14 protein-coding genes are annotated in these 17,431 nt (G+C 65.3%); 8 read left to right on the plus strand and 6 right to left on the minus strand.

Translation table 11 applies throughout. The annotated features are described in order from the left end of the window. Positions 1-7 precede the first annotated feature (7 nt). The 5 genes from VGH41_RS01930 (at position 8) to VGH41_RS01950 (ending at position 4,447) form a co-directional block, all read left to right on the plus strand. Positions 8-700 carry an isochorismatase family cysteine hydrolase gene (locus tag VGH41_RS01930; RefSeq protein ID WP_331595648.1) on the plus strand — a complete coding sequence of 231 codons (693 nt, stop codon included), beginning with the start codon at positions 8-10 and terminating at the stop codon, positions 698-700. A gap of 5 nt (positions 701-705) precedes the next feature. After that, entirely contained in the window at positions 706-2,337 is a 1,632-nt protein-coding gene (locus tag VGH41_RS01935; RefSeq protein ID WP_331595649.1) for an ABC transporter ATP-binding protein, read from the plus strand. 167 nt (positions 2,338-2,504) lie between these two features. Continuing rightward, complete coding sequence (locus tag VGH41_RS01940) at positions 2,505-3,194, plus strand: isochorismatase family cysteine hydrolase (protein WP_331595650.1); 690 nt, start codon at positions 2,505-2,507, stop codon at positions 3,192-3,194. A 23-nt stretch (positions 3,195-3,217) separates the two neighbouring features. Then, the gene (hpxZ, locus tag VGH41_RS01945) at positions 3,218-3,616 is read left to right on the plus strand and encodes an oxalurate catabolism protein HpxZ (protein ID WP_331595651.1); all 399 of its coding nucleotides are present in this window, start codon (positions 3,218-3,220) and stop codon (positions 3,614-3,616) included. A gap of 39 nt (positions 3,617-3,655) precedes the next feature. Beyond that, positions 3,656-4,447, plus strand: coding sequence for a GntR family transcriptional regulator (locus VGH41_RS01950; protein WP_331595652.1), 792 nt, complete (start codon positions 3,656-3,658; stop codon positions 4,445-4,447). Here the strand turns inward: VGH41_RS01950 and VGH41_RS01955 are convergent. From VGH41_RS01955 to VGH41_RS01965, 3 genes are all read right to left on the minus strand, one after another. After that, complete coding sequence (locus VGH41_RS01955; protein ID WP_414696578.1) at positions 4,392-5,594, minus strand: lipocalin-like domain-containing protein; 1,203 nt, start codon at positions 5,592-5,594, stop codon at positions 4,392-4,394. The two genes, VGH41_RS01950 and VGH41_RS01955, sit on opposite strands and share 56 nt — an antisense overlap. A gap of 86 nt (positions 5,595-5,680) precedes the next feature. After that, a complete protein-coding gene (locus VGH41_RS01960; RefSeq protein WP_331595654.1) occupies positions 5,681-8,335 on the minus strand; it encodes an FtsX-like permease family protein in 2,655 nt (884 codons plus the stop codon). Then, positions 8,328-9,044 (minus strand): ABC transporter ATP-binding protein, encoded by a 717-nt coding sequence (locus tag VGH41_RS01965; RefSeq protein WP_331595655.1) that lies wholly within the window; start codon positions 9,042-9,044, stop codon positions 8,328-8,330. The genes VGH41_RS01960 and VGH41_RS01965 overlap by 8 nt, the downstream gene beginning before the upstream one ends. A 416-nt stretch (positions 9,045-9,460) precedes the next feature. Between VGH41_RS01965 and VGH41_RS01970 the strand changes: the two genes are divergently transcribed. From VGH41_RS01970 to VGH41_RS01980, 3 genes are all read left to right on the plus strand, one after another. Beyond that, a complete protein-coding gene (locus VGH41_RS01970) occupies positions 9,461-10,396 on the plus strand; it encodes a carboxypeptidase-like regulatory domain-containing protein (protein ID WP_331595656.1) in 936 nt (311 codons plus the stop codon). Between the two features lie 138 nt (positions 10,397-10,534). After that, entirely contained in the window at positions 10,535-10,753 is a 219-nt protein-coding gene (locus tag VGH41_RS01975; RefSeq protein WP_331595657.1) for a hypothetical protein, read from the plus strand. 139 nt (positions 10,754-10,892) lie between these two features. Next, on the plus strand, positions 10,893-11,189 hold the full coding sequence (locus VGH41_RS01980; RefSeq protein ID WP_331595658.1) for a hypothetical protein: 297 nt from the start codon (positions 10,893-10,895) through the stop codon (positions 11,187-11,189). A gap of 64 nt (positions 11,190-11,253) precedes the next feature. Here VGH41_RS01980 and glgA read toward each other — a convergent pair whose 3' ends face one another. The 3 genes from glgA to VGH41_RS01995 form a co-directional block, all read right to left on the minus strand. Next, a complete protein-coding gene (gene glgA / locus VGH41_RS01985) occupies positions 11,254-12,849 on the minus strand; it encodes a glycogen synthase GlgA (protein WP_331595659.1) in 1,596 nt (531 codons plus the stop codon). 481 nt (positions 12,850-13,330) lie between these two features. Further along, positions 13,331-15,292, minus strand: coding sequence for a putative bifunctional diguanylate cyclase/phosphodiesterase (locus VGH41_RS01990; RefSeq protein ID WP_331595660.1), 1,962 nt, complete (start codon positions 15,290-15,292; stop codon positions 13,331-13,333). Positions 15,293-15,481: 189 nt separating this feature from the next. Beyond that, positions 15,482-17,314 (minus strand): ABC transporter ATP-binding protein, encoded by a 1,833-nt coding sequence (locus VGH41_RS01995; protein WP_331595661.1) that lies wholly within the window; start codon positions 17,312-17,314, stop codon positions 15,482-15,484. Positions 17,315-17,431: the final 117 nt, after the last annotated feature.

The following is a 17,431-nucleotide window of genomic DNA, read 5'->3' on the forward strand; positions in this document are numbered from 1 at the left end:
GCGAACCATGAACCGATTCATCGAAGCAAAGCCCTATCCATGGCCGTACGACGGTAACCTGCGGCCCGACAATACGGCGCTGGTCATCATCGACATGCAGACGGATTTCTGCGGCCACGGCGGCTATGTCGACAAGATGGGCTATGACCTGTCGCTCACCCGCGCGCCGATCGGGCCGATCAAAAACGTGCTCGCGCTGATGCGCGAACAGGGCTTCACGATCATCCACACACGGGAAGGGCATCGTCCGGACCTGTCCGATCTGCCTGCCAACAAACGCTGGCGCAGCCGCCGCGCCGGCACCGACGGCGTGGGCATCGGCGACGACGGACCGTGCGGCAGGATCCTCGTGCGCGGCGAACCGGGCTGGGAGATCATCGACGAACTCGCGCCGTTGCCGGGCGAGATCATCATCGACAAGCCCGGCAAGGGTTCGTTTTGCGCGACCGATCTCGAACTGGTTCTGCGCACGCGCGGCATCGTCAATCTGGTGCTGACCGGCATCACGACGGACGTATGCGTGCATACGACGATGCGCGAAGCGAACGACCGTGGCTTCGAATGCACGGTGCTGGCGGACTGCTGCGGCGCGACCGACAAGGGCAATCACGACGCCGCGCTGCACATGATCACCATGCAAGGCGGCGTGTTCGGCACGGTGTCGGATTCGAACGCGCTGCTCGCCACGCTCGGAGGCTGACCACCATGGCCACCCTCGCTCCCTACAACCAGCCGCATGCCGCGCAGCATGCCCTCGGCATCGAAGTGATGGGCGCCTCGAAGTCATTCGGGACTTTTCGCGCGCTCGACAAGGTCTCGATCAAGGTCGCGCCCGGCACCCTACACGCGCTGCTCGGCGAAAACGGTGCGGGCAAGAGCACCCTGGTCAAGGGCCTGGTGGGTTATGGCCTGCTCGACGAAGGACAGATTGCGGCGGACGGACGCGAAGCAAGGATCGCGTCGCCGCGCGATGCCCAGGCGCTCGGCATCGGCATGGTGTATCAGCATTTCACGCTGGCCACGGGGCTTTCCGTCGAAGAGAACCTGTTGCTCGCACGGGGCAGCTTGCCGTGGCGGATCGACTGGAGAAGCGAACGCGCGGCGCTGAGCGAGTTCATGCAGCGCATGCCGTTCAGCTTGCCTCTGGAAGCGCCTGTCGCGGGCCTCGCAGCGGGCGAAAAACAGAAGCTGGAAATTCTCAAGCAGTTGTATCTGCGCCAGCGCTTTCTGATTCTCGACGAACCCACCTCGGTGCTGACCCCGCAGGAAGCCGACGAAGTACTGGGTTTGATGCGCGATCTCACGTCTCGCGGCGAACTCACCGTGTTGATGATCACGCACAAATTCCGCGAAGTGATGGCCTATGCGGACGACGTCACCGTGTTGCGCAAAGGACGCCAGGTCGGCACGACGGCTGTGTCGCGGACCAATCGCGACCAGCTTGCAAGCTGGATGATGGGCACCTCGTCTGGCATGCATGCCGAAGCCTCCGCGCAGGCGGAACCGGTGCTTGCCGAGATCCGCGTCGAGCGTGCGCCCCGCAAGGCCCTGGATCCGCAAGCCGCGGTCCGGCTGGAACTGTGTGACGTTTCGGTCGAAGACGACCGCGGCCATAGGGCGGTGCGCCACGCGACGCTTGCGGTGCGCGCGGGAGAAATCCTCGGCCTTGCCGGTGTCTCGGGTAACGGTCAGAAGGAACTGGTCGAAGCACTGGTTGGACAACGGCGGCCGGTCGAAGGCGAAATGTTGATTGCGGGTGCACCGTATCACGCGACCCGCGCAGAGATGACCACGCGGCGGGTATTCGCCATTCCCGAAGAGCCGCTCAAGAATGCCTGCGTCGCCAATATGAGCGTGGCCGAAAATCTGGCGTTGCGCGACTTCGACCGCGCGCCGGTATGTAAAGGCGGCTGGCGGCTCGACCGGCGTGCGATGCGCGAGCGCGCGGCTCGCCGCATCCACGATTTCAACGTGCGCCCGCCGGTACCGGAACGGATGATCGGCACGCTGTCCGGCGGCAACGTGCAGCGCGCGGTGCTGGCGCGCGAACTGGGTCAACCGGTGGACGTGCTGATCGTCGCGAATCCGGTGTTTGGGCTGGATTTCGCCTCAGTGGCCGATATTCACGCACGTCTGATCGCGGCGCGCGATGCCGGCGCCGCAGTGCTGCTCGTCAGCGAAGACCTCGACGAGCTGCTCGAGCTGGCGGACCGCATCGCCGTGATGGCGGAAGGGCAACTGGTCTTTGAAACGCCCGCGGCTGACGCCGAACGCGCGGTGCTCGGGCGGCACATGGCGGGCCATACCGAAGAGCACGCCCATGAGGCACTCGCCTGAGGTGGGTTTGAGGCGGCGCAGCACCGTGCAAAACGGGGGTTGATGTACCGGCTACCCGCGTTCCGACGCGAACAAGTGGTCGGGCCATGCGGCACACCGCGCGACCTTCCGGTCCGGGTGTGCCGATATTGGCGAAGCATAAAATGCCGTAAAACAAGGGCAAATCCATGACGATCGAAGTGTCTGCCGAAGTTTCGGCCTTACCCACGCCATACGCGTTCGAAGTGTCGCGCACCGCATTGGTGATCATCGACATGCAGCGCGATTTCATCGAGCCCGGTGGCTTTGGCGAGTCGCTCGGCAATGACGTGTCGCTGCTCGCGGGCATCGTGCCGACTGTCGCCGAACTGCTGGCGCTGGCACGCAAGGCTGGCTGCCTGGTGGTCCATACGCGCGAGTCGCACGCGCCGGACCTTGCCGATTGCCCGCCCGCCAAGCGGCTGCGCGGCGCGCCGCAGATGCGCATTGGCGAGCCGGGGCCGATGGGCCGCATCCTCGTACGCGGCGAACCGGGCAATGCGATCATCGATGCGCTTGCACCGATCGACGGCGAGCTGGTGATCGACAAACCCGGCAAGGGCGCGTTCTATGCGACGAGGCTTGGGGAAGATCTGAGCCTGCGTGGCATTACGCATCTGCTATTTGCCGGTGTGACGACTGAAGTTTGCGTGCAGACTTCGATGCGCGAAGCCAACGACCGTGGCTATGAATGCCTGCTGATCGAAGACGCTACGGCCAGCTATTTTCCGGCATTCAAACAGGCGAGCCTCGAAATGATCCGCTCGCAAGGCGGCATTGTCGGCTGGACTGCGTCGTTCGCAGCACTCAGAGATGCGCTGGAACGCGCATCCAGATAAGCATCACTAAAGGAATCGTGAGGATGGAAGTCAACCAGTCTGAGATCGTTGCCGAGGTGTCGGCGGCCTTTGTCGAATACGAACGCGCGCTGGTCGAGCACGACCTCGAAGCAATGAACGCGCTGTTCTGGCACGCACCGCAAACCGTGCGCTACGGCATTGCCGAGGTGCAACACGGCGGCGAGGCCATCCGCGCATGGCGCGCGTCGTGTGAACCGGTGCCGCGCTCGCGCCGTCTGCATCGTACGGTGGTGACGACCTTCGGTGCGGATTACGCCACCGTCAGCACCGAATTCACCAGCGACGCGACCACGCTGCTCGGCCGGCAAATGCAAACGTGGGCGCGCATCGGGCCGGCGTCCGAAGCCCATCACGGCTGGAAAATCGTCGCCGCGCATGTCAGTCTCATCCAGACGCCCTGAGGGCCGATAATACGCGCACCGCAACGGAGATCTGGCGATATGACCGAAAACGAAACGAGCGACGTGAAGCTGGGCAGCACGACGCTTGCGGACAGCTTGGCGGGTGGGTCGAACGGCCCGGGCGGTCCCGCCGGCCCGATCGGCTCCAATGGACCGAATCCGCTCGCCGAGCAGGTATACCAGCAACTGAAGAGCGACATCTTCAGTTTCCGGCTGTTTCCCGGCGACCGCTTTTCCGAAAGCGATATTGCCCAGCACTACGGCGTTTCGCGCACGCCGATGCGTGACGGACTGTTTCGTCTGCAACGCGAAGGCTATATGGAAGTCGGCTTCCGGCGCGGCTGGAAAGTCTCGCCGATCAACTTCGAGCAACTGGACCAGCTCTACGATCTGCGCATCGTGCTGGAACTGGCTGCGCTGGAACGGCTGACCTCAGGCAATGCGCCGCATGAGGCGATTGCTCCGCTCAAGGCCGTCTGGTGCGTCGAACCGGCACTTCGTGAAAGCGACGCGGTGACCATGTTCGGCATGGATGAGAACTTCCACCGCCAACTGGTGGCCGCCACCGGCAACGGCGAAATGCTTCGGGTGCACAACGAGGTGACGGAGCGGATTCGCATCGTCCGGCGGCTCGATTTTCTCAAGCCGCATCGGACCAGCGCGACCTATGACGAACATTCGACCATGCTGCATCTGATCGAACGCAACCGCTTGCCGGAGGCCACCATTCTGCTGCGCGCGCACATCACGCAAAGCAAGCTGGAGGTGCGCAAGATCACCTTGTCGATGCTGGCCGCGGCGCGCGATCAGAAATTGCCGTTTGTGTCGTAGCGGGTGGGTTGGCGGATTTTTCTTGTGCCGCGTCGGCGCCTTGCAGGCCCATCGGCTTTTGGTAACCGGTGAGTTCCAGGTAGCCGCGCCCGACGGCTTCGCCTTGCCGCGTCAGCGTGACGGCGCCTTCCCAATAGGCCGAGCCGGTGGCATCGCGAGTGTCCAGTTCCTGATCGTCGAGCAACGGGTTGAGTTGCCACGCGAGCGAGCCGGTCTTCACGGTCTGCGCGACCGGATAGAGCGTGCCGGTGCGCGGCGAGCGCCATGAGCGAAGCGGCACGAAGTCGACCTGGCCCGGATCGAACGACGTCACGCGGCCGTCGGGTTCGCGCAGCGCCGCGTGAGCCCATACCATGCCGCCTCGACGTCCGCGCACCTTGAAGGCCATCAACGCAGAGCCGTCGTTCAGATTGGCGCCGAGCCAGTCCCAACCCGCCGCATCGGGACTCAGCAAGGTGCTCGACCATTCGTGATCCAGCCACGCACTGCCTGTCACGGAGGTTGGCTTGCCCGGATCATCTTTCCCGCGAGCGGGCCGCATGACCGTGCCGCTGACGTGCAATTGCGGCTCGCTGTAGTAGTAGCTCGCCTCGCTCGCGAGCGGTCCTTTCTGCGAGTAGCCGCTCTGTCCTTCGAGAAGCGGCGGCTGGGTCGGGCTCAGCGTGAGGTTCAGCGCAAATGCGCCCGCGCGGGCTTCAACGGTGTAGTGTCCGTCGGCGGCCCGCACCATGTGCCACGTATCCAGTTTGACGTCGGTGTTGCCGGCTTTGGCGTAGGCCAGATCGAAGCCCTGGCGCGCGATCCTCTGGTCGTGGACCAGCTTGCCGAACGCCGGATCGCTCAGCGCCGCATGCGCGATGATGAGCTGGGTCGGCGCGAACCCGCTCGGGTCGGCACGGTCATGCGCGGTGGCCGACCGAAAGAATGTGATCTGAAAACCCAGCGGCTTGCCGTCCGGCGTATCGAGCCAGCCGGTTGCATACCACCACTCCGTTTGAAAGGCGGGATGTGCGCCCGTGTCCACCGGGAAGACGGGTGGATGACCGGGCGTGACGCTTGCGAAGACGGGCGGGGCCGCGCTGGCCGACGTGGTGCCCAGCAGTGCCAACGCACATCCACACAAGGCTCGCGTGAGCGCCGCCCGGATATGCGTCAACCGCGGGCGTGCTCCACGGTACAAGGATCTTGCCGCAGCGGCCCATGCCCGTGACGTGCCCAAGCGCCAGTCCCGCATCACCAGTCCTCCTTGACCGCGCGCACGGCATCCACCGAGACCGCCTGGCGTCCCGCGATTACCGCGGTCGCACAGGACGCGATCAACATCACGAAAGCCACCACGCCAAGGATGAGCCATGGCATATGCAGCGACATGGTCCAGTGAAACGACTGCGGATTGACCACGAACACGAGGATCAGACTGATCGCGAAACCCAGGACAAAACCCATGCCGATGCCCAACGCGGTCAGCATGCCGCCTTCCTTGGCCAGAACCGCGAGGATCTGCACGCGCGTCACGCCCACATGCCGCAGCATGCCGAACTCGCGCGCACGGGCGAGCGTCTGCGCCGAGAAAGTTGCGGCCACACCGAACAGGCCGATCACGATTGCCACCGCTTCGAGCAGGTAAGTCACGGCGAAGCTGCGATCGAAGATGGTCAGCGAACGCGCCCGGATCTCTCCGGGCAACGCGAATTCGAGTGCAGCGCCGAACGGCAGTTTTCGCATCGCCGTCATCACCGTTTCGACGCTGCTGCCTGGGACGACGCTGATGGCGGCCTCGGTGGCGCCGGTGTCATGGGTCAAGCGTCGATAGTCCGCCAGACGGATTTGAATGGCGCCGGTCTGGCGCACGTAGTCACGCCACACGCCGGCCACGACGAATGCCTGTTCGTGCGCGCCGACCGGCAACTCGATGTGTTGTCCGGGCCGGTAAGCATAGCGATCGACCATCGCTTCCGAGACCCAGACGGGCGTCTGGCCGTCGAATGCGGAGACCGGCAAGGCAGGACCTGTCATCTGCAAGGTGGCGCCGGGATCGGCTGCATCGATTTCGCGTGCGAGCAGCGCAACCGCCGGGCGCGCCGGATCCAGCGTCAGTTGCGATACGCGGCTGAAGGCAGCGTGGGCGACGCCCGCCGCCGCGGCGATCTGCTGCTGCTCAGCGGGATTCAGCACGCCGGTGTCGCCGTTCGGCGCGACGCGCACATAAAGATCGGCGGAGAGCAGATGTTCGAGCCATTGGTCGACGGAGACGCGGAAGCTCGCCACCATGATCGCCATCGCGACGATCAGCGCAAAGCTCGACAGCACGCCGCTCATCGCCACCGAGGCCTGGCCGGGCGCGTTCGCGAGTCGGGCGAGAGCGAGGGCACTGGTCGTGCTGGCCGGGCTCTGCGCCCGGCCGCCGCTTAGGGCGCCGCTTATGGCGCCACTTAGGGAGCCGGCAACCCTGCCAAGCCGCCGCGCGTGCCAACGGCCAATGGCCGTGAAGAGCATCGCCGTGCAGCGGGGCATCAACGCAATCCCGCCGATCAACAGCAACGCCACCGCGAGGTAGCCCGGAATCGGCGCATCGAAGAGCGGCGGTACTTGAGTCAGAACTGCCGCAACCACGAGGCAGCCCATGGCGGGCCAAGGCGTGGCGAGCTTCGCCAGCGCGCCTTCTTCGCTGCCCGCCTTGAGCGCCGCGGCCGGGCGCGCGCGGGCGGCTTCGAGCGCCGGCGCGAGGCTGCCGAGTATCGACACGGCAATCCCCAGCAGCAGAAAGATGGCCGTCGCCCAGGGCTCGAAGGCGACTTGCGGCTGCACGCCGGGGAAATAGCCGCCGCCCAGGTCGCTGCCGAAAAAGCGTAGTGCGGCACTGGCGAGCGCGTAGCCCAGCGCAAGCCCTGCAAGCGAACCGAGCACGCCCAGCAATGCGCCCTCGGCCAGAATCTGCCGCAACAGCTGGCCGCGCGTGAAGCCGAGCACGCGCAGCATTGCCAGCTGCGCGCGGCGCCGCACAACACTCAGGGCCTGGGTCGAAAACACCAGGAACGCGCCGGTGAAGAGCGCGACCAGCGCCAGCACGTTCATGTTGATCCGATAGGCGCGCGACAGCCGATCGGTCCTGCTGTCGACGTCCTGCGCTTCGGATACCACCAGTTGCTGGCCAAGCCGGGTCTGCAGATCACGCTTGAAGCGTTCACGGTCGATGCCCCGCGCCAGCTCGAGATCGACGCGCGAGAGTTTGCCGAGACGTCCGAAACGCCATTGCGCGGCCGCGATATCCATCACGGCAATGCGTTGGCCGGGGCGGGTTCGCACAAGACCGCCGGCCACCCGCAGCGACACCTTCGAGGTGCCGCTCAACAGCGCAATGCGTTGACCCGGCGCTGTGTTGAGCCATTGCTGGGCGGCCGGCGAGAGAAAGATCGTGTCGTCGGCGAGGGTATCTTCAGGATGGTCCGGCGCGGGAACGCCTATCAGATCCGGCGCGATGTGGCTCGCCTTGAAGACGTCGATGCCGAGCACCTTCAGCGGCGCGGTTTTGCCGGGCACGGTCGCGTCCAGTTCCAGCACGGGACTGGCGAGCGCGACGCCCGCCTCGGTGGCAAGGCGCGGATACCATGCGTCGTCGAAGTTCGGCTGGGCGCCGCGCACCTGCAGGTCCGCCACGCCGGACAGGCTGCGTGCCGCGGCGGAGAATTCGTTGAACGCGGCGCTGTTGATCAGTTGCACTGCGTAACCGAGCGCCACGCCGAGCGCGATCGTGACGATGGCCACCAGGGCGCGGCCGCGCTGGCTGCGCCACTCGGCGTCGAGCAGCCAACGGGCGAGGCGGGCGCTGCCGCCTGCATGCGAAGTGGCCACGGCGGAGGCAGCGGAAGAGGGCGGCGCGTTACTCATTGTGCGAAGGCACGCCACCTGCGGCGGCGTGCTGCGCGGCATGCAGGCCGCCGTCGCTGAGAATCAGGATGCGGTCCGCCACCGACGCCGCCGCTTCCGAGTGCGTCACCATCATGGTCGCCGCGCCGCTCGCCTTGGCCTCCGCGCGAAACAGCGATAGCACCTCGTGAGCGGTATCCGGATCGAGATTGCCGGTCGGCTCGTCGGCGAGAATCAGGCGTGGCTTGTGCACCAGCGCGCGGGCGATCGCCACCCGCTGCAATTCACCACCGGACAGTTGCCGCGGAAAGTCGTCGCCACGGCCGCCGAGCCCGACCGCCGCCAGCATCTCGACGGCGTGCGCGAGCGGCAGGTTATTCAGCAGCAGCGGCAGCGCGACGTTCTGCGCGAGCGTCAGATGCGGCAGGACGTGAAACGCCTGAAATACGAAGCCGAGTTTTTGCCGGCGCAGACGCGTGGCCGCATCGTCGTCAAGGCCCGACACCGCGGCGCCGTCGATCAGCACGGCGCCGCTGTCGGCGGTATCGAGCCCGGCTATCAGGTTCAGCAAGGTGGATTTGCCCACCCCCGAATCGCCCATGATCGCGACGAACTCGCCGGCGCCGAGCACAAAATCAAGCTGAGCGAGCACGACTCGCCCGCTGCCGTAAGCCTTGCTCAGGCCGCGGCATTCAAGTGCCGGAGCCGGGTATTCGTCGCGCACTCGCATGGAGGTGATCAATTCGCGCCAGCTCGCGCAAGGAGGAGAGGAAAGGCGCGCCGTCGTGTGCCTTGCAGGGTGAGGAAACCGTGTTGGAGCAGAACAGCAGGCGCGCACGCACAAGCCATCTTAACCGGGGCCGCTGGTTTGCGTTCCCGAAGTCCACAAGCTCAACCGGCCTTCGAGCCTGCGACCCGCAATCCGCTCGAACATGTCGGAGATCGACTAGTCGCAACGCGCGCCAGGCACGAGCGGACCCAAGCGGGTTTGTTACACTGCATGCGGGTTCTGTCTGCCGCATTTCTATCCCGCCCCTCCCAGATCCAGCCTGCCACCGTCACCAGCAGGAAGTTAAGCGAGGCGCTCCCAGACGCTCCGCAAAGGACCCAGACGCAGCGCTCCCGAGATCGCCCCGGAGGTTTCACATGTCCACTACATTTGCCGGTTTGTCGAGGACCATCCGGATTGGGCTCGTGTGCGCGATGTCCGTCGTGGCCTGCGGCGCGCAGGCGCAGCGGCCCGCCGAAGCTGTCCCGTCGCAATTGCTTAGCGACGACGAGCGGCTCGATTTCTGTTCACAAATGCGTCGGGCAGCCACGCCCGAAGATCGCAAGACCGTCACCGCGCGTCTGCGCGATACGCTGGCGCCTCGCGCCAAAGGGCAGGGCGTGGCGCTGCCGGGGTGGCTACTGGAAGGACGCCCGGCCAACGACAGCGCCAACATTCCTGGACTCGACTGCCAGGCGGGCCAGCCGGGCGCTGCGCGGCCGCGCGTGCAGCCCGCCGCGCCTGCCGTTCCCGCAGCGCCCGCCAAAGAGACCTCGGAGCGCAAGCCGCCGCCGGCGCCGCCTGCGGCGCGCGACGCCGCTGCCGCGCGCCAGCCGGTAAAACGTGACGACATTCCGCCGCTGCCGCCGTCACTGGCGTCAACCGCGCCCGTGCCCGCGCCGCCCGCTGCCGCCGTGAGCGCCGAGGAGGCGCCGGCACGTAGCACCGCCACCGGCGACATACCCGTCGGCCATGACAGGGGAGTGGCGTATGTCACCGGCGGGGTCGGACAGGACGAAGCGGCCGCTTTTCGCGGACTCGCGCCCGGTTACAACATGCGGGCAACCTTTACCACCGGCTCCGGCGAGTATCTGTCGGGCGTCGCCGTGCAGGTCTTGAGAGCGGATGGATCGGTCGCCTTCAGCGCGACTTCGGATGGCCCGTATCTCTATGCGCGGCTGCCGCAGGGCCGCTATCGGGTGGTCGCCACGCTCGACGGCGTGCCGCGCAGCCGCGAGCTATACGTTCCGGCACGCGGCGGGGTCAAATTCTCACTGGTGTGGCCCAATATCCACGCGGGTGCTCCCAATTAGACAACGCCTCTGACCCGCAGATTTTTTTGGCAGAACTGAGACGCATGGTCAAGCCGTTCGGTCCAGTCCGCGCACACTTGGGAAAAATACAAAAAACCATGAGGTGCGCCGGCAGAGACTGGCATTCGGGGGAATACCATGAATCATCATCAGCTTGAGAAAGACATCGAACACCTTGAACACGTCATGCAGCGCATTGGCGTGCCGGATCGATCGTTGCCGCTGAGTTACTGGCGCGAACGCGTCAATTCGGTGACGGGCGCGGTCTGCGCGCCGTCGCTGATCAAGCGGGTCAAACGCCTCGACGACGCGTTGCGGGCACTCGAAGCAAGAGAGCAGACGGCCGCGAGCGCCTAGTCTTCCCTGCCTCGCCGGCTTCGTCCCGTCCATGCGAACGGGACAGGCGCAGCGCAAATGACCACCGGCGCAGGCGCTCCTATGGGATCATGTCCACAGGCACTGTTTCTGCTGTGGATCAGAATCTAGGGAGAGCGCCATGACTCGCGAAGAATTCGAAACCAGGCTCGCAATGATCCTGCAGGATGTCGCGTTGGGAACCACCGCCGATCTCACCGACCGGGCCGTGGCGTACTGGAACGGTCAGCGGCTCGTCTACGCGTATCTGCGAACCGACGACAGCGGCCATATCGACGCGGAATTCGACCTCGCGAGCCACTGGATGGAGTGGCGAGAGTGGCTCAACGAATGGATGGCCGAGCCGAACTTCAGCGTGCGCCCCGAATTGCAGGAAGGCATCAGGTTGGCGCAGCACGGCGGCGCCGCGGCGATTTGAGCGCTGCGCACAGACCACGGTCTCGCGACCGGCTGGCAAGCTCAGGATCGGGTTGCTCCTGCGGCTACTGCGCCGCTGCCTGCGACGCTTCAGCGCTCGCCGTGCGCGGAGCAGGGTGCCGTGCCGGCAGTGCCGGCCTTGGGTCCGGCAGTGGTCGGGCAAGCGCGGGGCTCGCAGGAAGAGCCGGCCGCGCTTCGCTGAGCGCGCCATATAGTTCGAGGTATTGTCTGACCGCCGGCCCCCAGCTCGAGTCGCGCGTCATTGCATTGCGCTGCAGGGTGCGCCAGAGCGAAGGATTCTTGAACGCCTCGACGGCGCGGCCCACCGCGGCCGTCACGGCCTCGACGGTCTCGCCTTCGAACAGGAAACCGGTGGCCGCACCCGACTTGCCGAGTTCGAACGCGTAATCGGAAATGGTGTCGGCGAGGCCGCCCACGCGCGAGGCGACCGGAATCGTCCCAAAACGCATCGCATACAGTTGCGTGAGTCCGCATGGCTCGAAGCGGCTCGCATGCAGCAACATGTCCGCGCCGGCGTGCAGCATGTGCGCGAGCGTCTCATCGTAGCCGATGCAGGTGCCTACGCGCCCCGGCCAGCGCGCCGCCAGCTCGCGCATGCGGGCTTCGAGCGGCGCATCGCCCTCACCGAGGATCGCGAACTGCAGCCGCGCATGGCGCGAGAGCATCGCGGGAATCGCCTGCGCCACCACCTCCGCGAGTTTTTGCGCGGTCAGTCTGCTGCCGATCGCCACCAGCGGCACGAACGGCTCACGCGCGAGGCCAAAGGCCTGCTGCAAGGCGCGCTTGCACGCGTACTTGCCGGCCACGTTGCTGACCGAATAGTGGGCGGCAATCAGCGGATCGGTGGCGGGGTTCCACATCTGCATGTCGATGCCGTTCGTGATGCCCGAGAGCTTGTCAGCCTCGGCGTTCAGCACGCCTTCCATCCGGTGTCCGAAGCGGGTAGTCAGGATTTCGCGCGCGTAACGTTCGCTGACCGTCGTGACCCGTTCGGCGTGGACGATACCGGCCTTGATCATGCTGAGCGAGCCGTAAAACTCGATGCTGCGCTCGTCGCTCAGCGCCGGCACGAGCAGGTCGGGCGGCACGCCGATCCAGCTTCCGGCCGCGAGCGGATAGTTACCCTGAAATGCGAGGTTGTGGATCGTAAACACACTGTGCGCCTGCACGCCGCCCAGCTTCATGAAAAGCGGAGTCAGTCCGGCATGCCAGTCGTGTGCATGGACGATGTCCGGCCGCCCGATGCCACGTACGCCGCGCGCAATCCTTGCGGCCGCTGCGGCGAGCGAGGCATAACGCACCAGATTGTCCAGATAGTCGCGGCCGTGCTGGTCACGGTAGATGCCGTCGCGCTGGTAGAGATGATCCATCTGCAACAGCAGCACGGAGAGTCCGGAGTCCGGCATGCGCGCCCGGATGATCACACCGTCGCCGCCCGGCAACCCCGCCAGCCTCGCGACGCGGGTCGCGCCGAGCACCCTGGCAAGCGCCCCCGGATACGCCGGCATCAGGATCGACGCGGCAACGCCGGCATCGCACAAGGCTGCGCCATAGGCGCTGACCATGTCCGCAAGACCGCCGGTTTTCGCTAGCGGTGCCGCCTCGGAGGCGACCAGTAAAACGTTGAGCGGCGTCGGCATGTTCGAATGAAATGGAGGCGTTAGCTTGGGAGTGCCGTAAGCGTTGCGTTCAAACCGTCTGCCTTCAGCAAGCGCTATGCCTGCGTCCGGATGATCCCGCACCACCTGGATTCCAGGCGTTTCAAGAGGCGTGTTGCGATGGTCGGTGCTGCGGTGTAGAGGTTTCGCGACCCTGAGCAACGGCGTGCGTGCCTTGACTGGTAAGGCGCGCAGCGGTGCATCGTGCTATGTGCGACTGGGGGCATGCAAAGGCGCTGTACGAATCGCGCCTGAACTCAGCCATTACGCGCGATGCAGATGACGCTTTGATGGCAAAGCGCGGGCACCGGGTCTGCATGGTCCTGGCAGTTTTTACGTGTGGAGATTCGCCAATGCGGTGCTGCGTGCACTGCTTTTATCGCGCGTCTGATTGTCGATTTCTGCTTTGCGGCTCGACGTGCTGCGGGGTGACCAGGGGATCAGCGCTCGCGTCGGAGCGGGTTCAGGTCTGCACGCCGAGATCAACCGCATTCAGCTGGAACGACGGCATCGCGTCCGCCGCCATGGGGCGCCCAAACAGGTAGCCTTGCATCACGCGCCCGCCCAGCGCGGTCACGATTTTGCGCTGGGATTCGGTCTCGACCCCTTCGACAATGCACGCGAGGCCCAGATTCCTGCACAGGTCCATCACCGACTTGATGATCTTGGCGGAGGCGAGATCCGTGTCGACCTCGGCCACAAAGCTGCGATCGATCTTGATCGTGTCGAACGGCAGCCGATGCACATAGCTCAGACTCGAATAGCCGGTGCCGAAATCGTCGAGCGAGACGTGACAGCCGACTTGCTTGATCAGCGACAGCGAGGCGCGCGCCTGCTTGAAATCGCGCGTCACGGCGGTCTCGGTGATTTCAAAATGCACGCGCTCAGGTGCATGGCGGCTTTGCTGCACGATGTCCAGCAAGCGCCTCGCGCGCGGCACCGATGAGATATCGAGGGCGGACAGATTGAACGACAGATAGACCGGCGCGGGCCAGTTCGATGCCTCGGCCAGCGCCTTGCGCAACAGCACTTCTGTGACAACACCGATCAGCTCCGTGCGCTCGGCGATGCGAATGAACTCTTCCGGCCGCACCTGTCCCAGCTTCGGACTACGCCATCGTCCCAGCGCTTCGAAGCCGACCACGCAACGCGCGCTGGCGTCGTAGATGGGCTGAAACTCCAGATACAGCTCGGATTCGAGGCTTGCCGCCTTGAGTTCCTGGGCGACCAGACTTGCGCGCCGTACGCGGTTTTCGTGCTCGACAGAGAACACGATCGCACTGCCGCGACGGCTTTCCTTACCTACGTAGAGCGCGGCGTCCGCGCGCTCGAACATCTCCGCGACGCTGACGCTGGCCGGCGGCAGCCCGGCCCAACCGATCGTGCCCGACAATTCCGCCGTGTTATGGCCGATGTGATACGGGCGGCTCAGCTTCTCGCAAAGCCGCTGGCCTAACCGGTCCAATTCGTCTTCCGTCAGGCGGCGTTGAATGATGATGCCGAACTCGTCACCGCCCAGCCGCGCAAAGAAAATGGCCGGTTCCGCTAGTTCCAGAAGCCGCGCGCCGACTTCCCGCAGCACCAGATCGCCGCTCGCATGACCGTAGATGTCATTGACCTGCTTGAAGCCGTCGAGATCGATCAGTCCCATGTGAAACCCGGCGCTTTCCTGCGAGGCCTGCTCGGCCAGCGCGTTCAGCGAGGAAAAGAAACTGCGCCGGTTCGGCAGGCCGGTCAGGGCGTCGATATTGGCCAGTCTGAAGTTATCGTCGCTCAGCTTCTGCGTGATCGCCTGACTCGCCAGCAGTTCGCGCTTCGAATGGACGAGACTCGCAAAATTCTGGTAATACAGGTGCACGATCAGCGCGAGCGCAAGGCCGACAAACAGCATATCGAGCGCCATCGCAACGAAAACCGGTCGTCCCGCGACGGTCAGAAAAATGGTGAATGCGCCGGTCACGATGGACAGCAGCATCAACGCGGCCGCACGCAGATGCATCAGGCAGAACACGCAGCCCACCAGGGTCGTGGCCATGTAAAACGCGACCTGTGCCTGCTCGACTACGGTGCCGTAGTGGAACATCATCAACGACCATGAGCTGAAACCGGCTCCCAGCAAAGCCGCCAGCCGCACCGTTTGACGCAGTCGCGGCACCGCCTGTTCGTGGGTCAGCGTATCGCGGCGCACTTGCCACCAGCGCGCGCAGCGCCACAGACACACGGCACACAGGAGCGCGGGCATATCGATGACGAGCCACGGCGGCGCGCAGCGGAAGTGCGTCGCGACCACCGCCATCGTATTGCCGATCAGGATGAAGTAGAGAAGGGGAATATGCCGGCCGAATGCCTGCATCTGCGAACGTACGAGCTCAGGGTCGTCTTCGTCGACCTTGAACGCCCCCTTTATATGAGCTACCGGAACCATCAGTGCCCCTAAGCTGGATTTAGTTGTAACACCCTATATCGGCATTTCTCTGAACATCTTCAGCGATTCAGCAAGGTTGTCAGCAAATCGTCGGCAGCATGCACGGCCATGCCCTGCGCAAACGTTTCCGCATGGTTGTGCACGCATCCAGTCGGTCAATCCGGGCAGGTGAGGGCGGCTTCGGGTCAATCAGGCGAGTTCGGGCGGCGGCGTAGCGCGTTTGCGCTGGCGGACCAGCAGGTCGCGATAGATGCCGGGCTTGCCGGCCAGTTCGCTGGGCGAGCCGTCCTGCACCACGCGGCCGTGATTGATCACCACGATCCGGTCGAAGCTTTGCAGGGTCGACAGGCGGTGTGCAATCGCGACCACCGTGCGGTTTTTCATCAGACGTTCGAGCGCGGTCTGGATGGCGGCTTCAGAGGCGGAATCGAGCGCGGAGGTCGCCTCGTCCAGTAACAGAATGGGCGAGTCACGCAGGATCGCGCGGGCAATCGCAATGCGCTGCCGCTGGCCGCCGGAAAGCTTGGTGCCGCGGTCGCCGGCGATGGTGTTCAACCCGTCGGGCAGGGCCGCGAGCAGGTCGAGACAATTGGCGTCTTCGCAGGCGCGCAGCACGTCGGCCTCGCTCGCTTTCGGCACACCGTAGCGGATGTTGTCGAACAACGAGCGGTGAAACAGGGAAACGTCCTGAGGAACGATCGACATGGCGGCCTGCAGGCTTTCGAGCGACACCCGCGCGATGTCCTGTCCCGAGATGCTCACGGTTCCCGCTGCCGGCTCGTAAAAGTGCTGCAGCAAGGCGAGGATGGTCGATTTGCCGGCGCCCGATGTCCCGACCAGGCCGACGCGCTCGCCCGCCTTGATGTGCAGGTTCAGGTTGTTCAGAACCGGGCGGCGGCCGGGATACGCGAAGGTGACGTCGGTGAAGTCGATGGCGGCGTCCTCTACGCGCAACGGCACGGCGTCGAGGCGCTCCGGCATGGCGTGCGGGATCAGCAGGGTAGCCGACGCTTCGCCGAGGCGGGCCACGTGCTGCGTGAGATCGACGAACGCTACCGCCAGATCGCGCGTGCCATGCAGAATCGCAAAGCCGAGCGAGCTGATCAGCACGACATCGCCGGTCGTTGCGCGGTCCACGCTCCACAGCCACACGGTCCAGCCGAGCATGCCCGCGGAGAAGAGGGCGGTGGCGAGCGCGTGCAGTATGCGCAGTTTTTCCAGGTAGAGCAGGCTGCGCGTGCGCGCACTGCCTTCGGTCGCGAGATGTTCGTCAAAGCGCCGCCGTTCCGAGCCGATTGCGCAAAAGGCCCGCACCAGACCCATATTGCCGATGATGTCGACCAGTTCGCCGTCCACGGATGCCGCACGCGCCGCAAACGCCTGGTGCCGCGCGGTGCCCCTGCTGGCCAGCACGAAGAGGCCCAGCGCGAGGATGGCGGAAATGGCGGTCAGCACGAGACTCATTGGCACGCTGACGGCCGCGACCATCGCGATGGCGCCGATCACGGTCAGGCACGGCGGCAGCGCGGTCCACGCGACGGTATTCTCGACCACGTACACCGCGTTGGCCGTGGCCGATACGCGGCTCGACAGCACGCCAGGCTGCTTGTCCGCGAAAAACACGGGCGGGTGCGCAGTCAGGTAGCCGAACATTTCCCGCCGGATGTCGCCCGTCACGGCGACGAACACGCGCGCGGCAATCCAGCCGCCGATGCGCCAGAACAGGTTGTCCGCGAGGATCAGCACGACGAGCAGCAGGAAGGCGCGCTCGACCGTGGCGGGATGTGCGCGCCCGGCGGGCAGGGCGTCGATCAGATTCTTGATGCCGTACTGCGACGCCAGCGCACAACCGACGGCCGCAAAGACGCTGAGCAGCACAATGGCATGCGCGACCTTGCGCCGCGCAATGTAGCGCCAGAGCAGCCGCAGCGGCTTGCCTGCATAGCGGGACATTTCGCGCGAGCGCGCAAGGCGGCGCGCCTGGCGCACGTGACGTCGGTTGACCTCGTCTGCAACTTGCATCGCCTTGTGCTCCGTCGCGGTTGCCGGCAAGCGAAGCTGGGGGCGCCCAAGTCCGCGTTGCGGTGCCGCAATCCGCGTGCCACGCCCCGCGCGGCGACCGCTGCGGTCGAGGAATGC

The organism is Paraburkholderia sp., from assembly GCF_036488795.1.
GTDB lineage: Bacteria > Pseudomonadota > Gammaproteobacteria > Burkholderiales > Burkholderiaceae > Paraburkholderia.

Bases quoted from the DNA above. Each gene is read 5' to 3' on its own strand.
- VGH41_RS01950 (WP_331595652.1), top strand. From the start codon at position 3,656: ATGACCGAAAACGAAACGAGCGACGTGAAGCTGGGCAGCACGACGCTT.
- glgA (WP_331595659.1), bottom strand. From the start codon at position 12,849: ATGCCGACGCCGCTCAACGTTTTACTGGTCGCCTCCGAGGCGGCACCG.
- hpxZ (WP_331595651.1), top strand. From the start codon at position 3,218: ATGGAAGTCAACCAGTCTGAGATCGTTGCCGAGGTGTCGGCGGCCTTT.
- VGH41_RS01970 (WP_331595656.1), top strand. From the start codon at position 9,461: ATGTCCACTACATTTGCCGGTTTGTCGAGGACCATCCGGATTGGGCTC.
- VGH41_RS01935 (WP_331595649.1), top strand. From the start codon at position 706: ATGGCCACCCTCGCTCCCTACAACCAGCCGCATGCCGCGCAGCATGCC.
- VGH41_RS01980 (WP_331595658.1), top strand. From the start codon at position 10,893: ATGACTCGCGAAGAATTCGAAACCAGGCTCGCAATGATCCTGCAGGAT.
- VGH41_RS01995 (WP_331595661.1), bottom strand. From the start codon at position 17,314: ATGCAAGTTGCAGACGAGGTCAACCGACGTCACGTGCGCCAGGCGCGC.
- VGH41_RS01990 (WP_331595660.1), bottom strand. From the start codon at position 15,292: ATGGTTCCGGTAGCTCATATAAAGGGGGCGTTCAAGGTCGACGAAGAC.
- VGH41_RS01930 (WP_331595648.1), top strand. From the start codon at position 8: ATGAACCGATTCATCGAAGCAAAGCCCTATCCATGGCCGTACGACGGT.
- VGH41_RS01965 (WP_331595655.1), bottom strand. From the start codon at position 9,044: ATGCGAGTGCGCGACGAATACCCGGCTCCGGCACTTGAATGCCGCGGC.
- VGH41_RS01940 (WP_331595650.1), top strand. From the start codon at position 2,505: ATGACGATCGAAGTGTCTGCCGAAGTTTCGGCCTTACCCACGCCATAC.
- VGH41_RS01975 (WP_331595657.1), top strand. From the start codon at position 10,535: ATGAATCATCATCAGCTTGAGAAAGACATCGAACACCTTGAACACGTC.
- VGH41_RS01960 (WP_331595654.1), bottom strand. From the start codon at position 8,335: ATGAGTAACGCGCCGCCCTCTTCCGCTGCCTCCGCCGTGGCCACTTCG.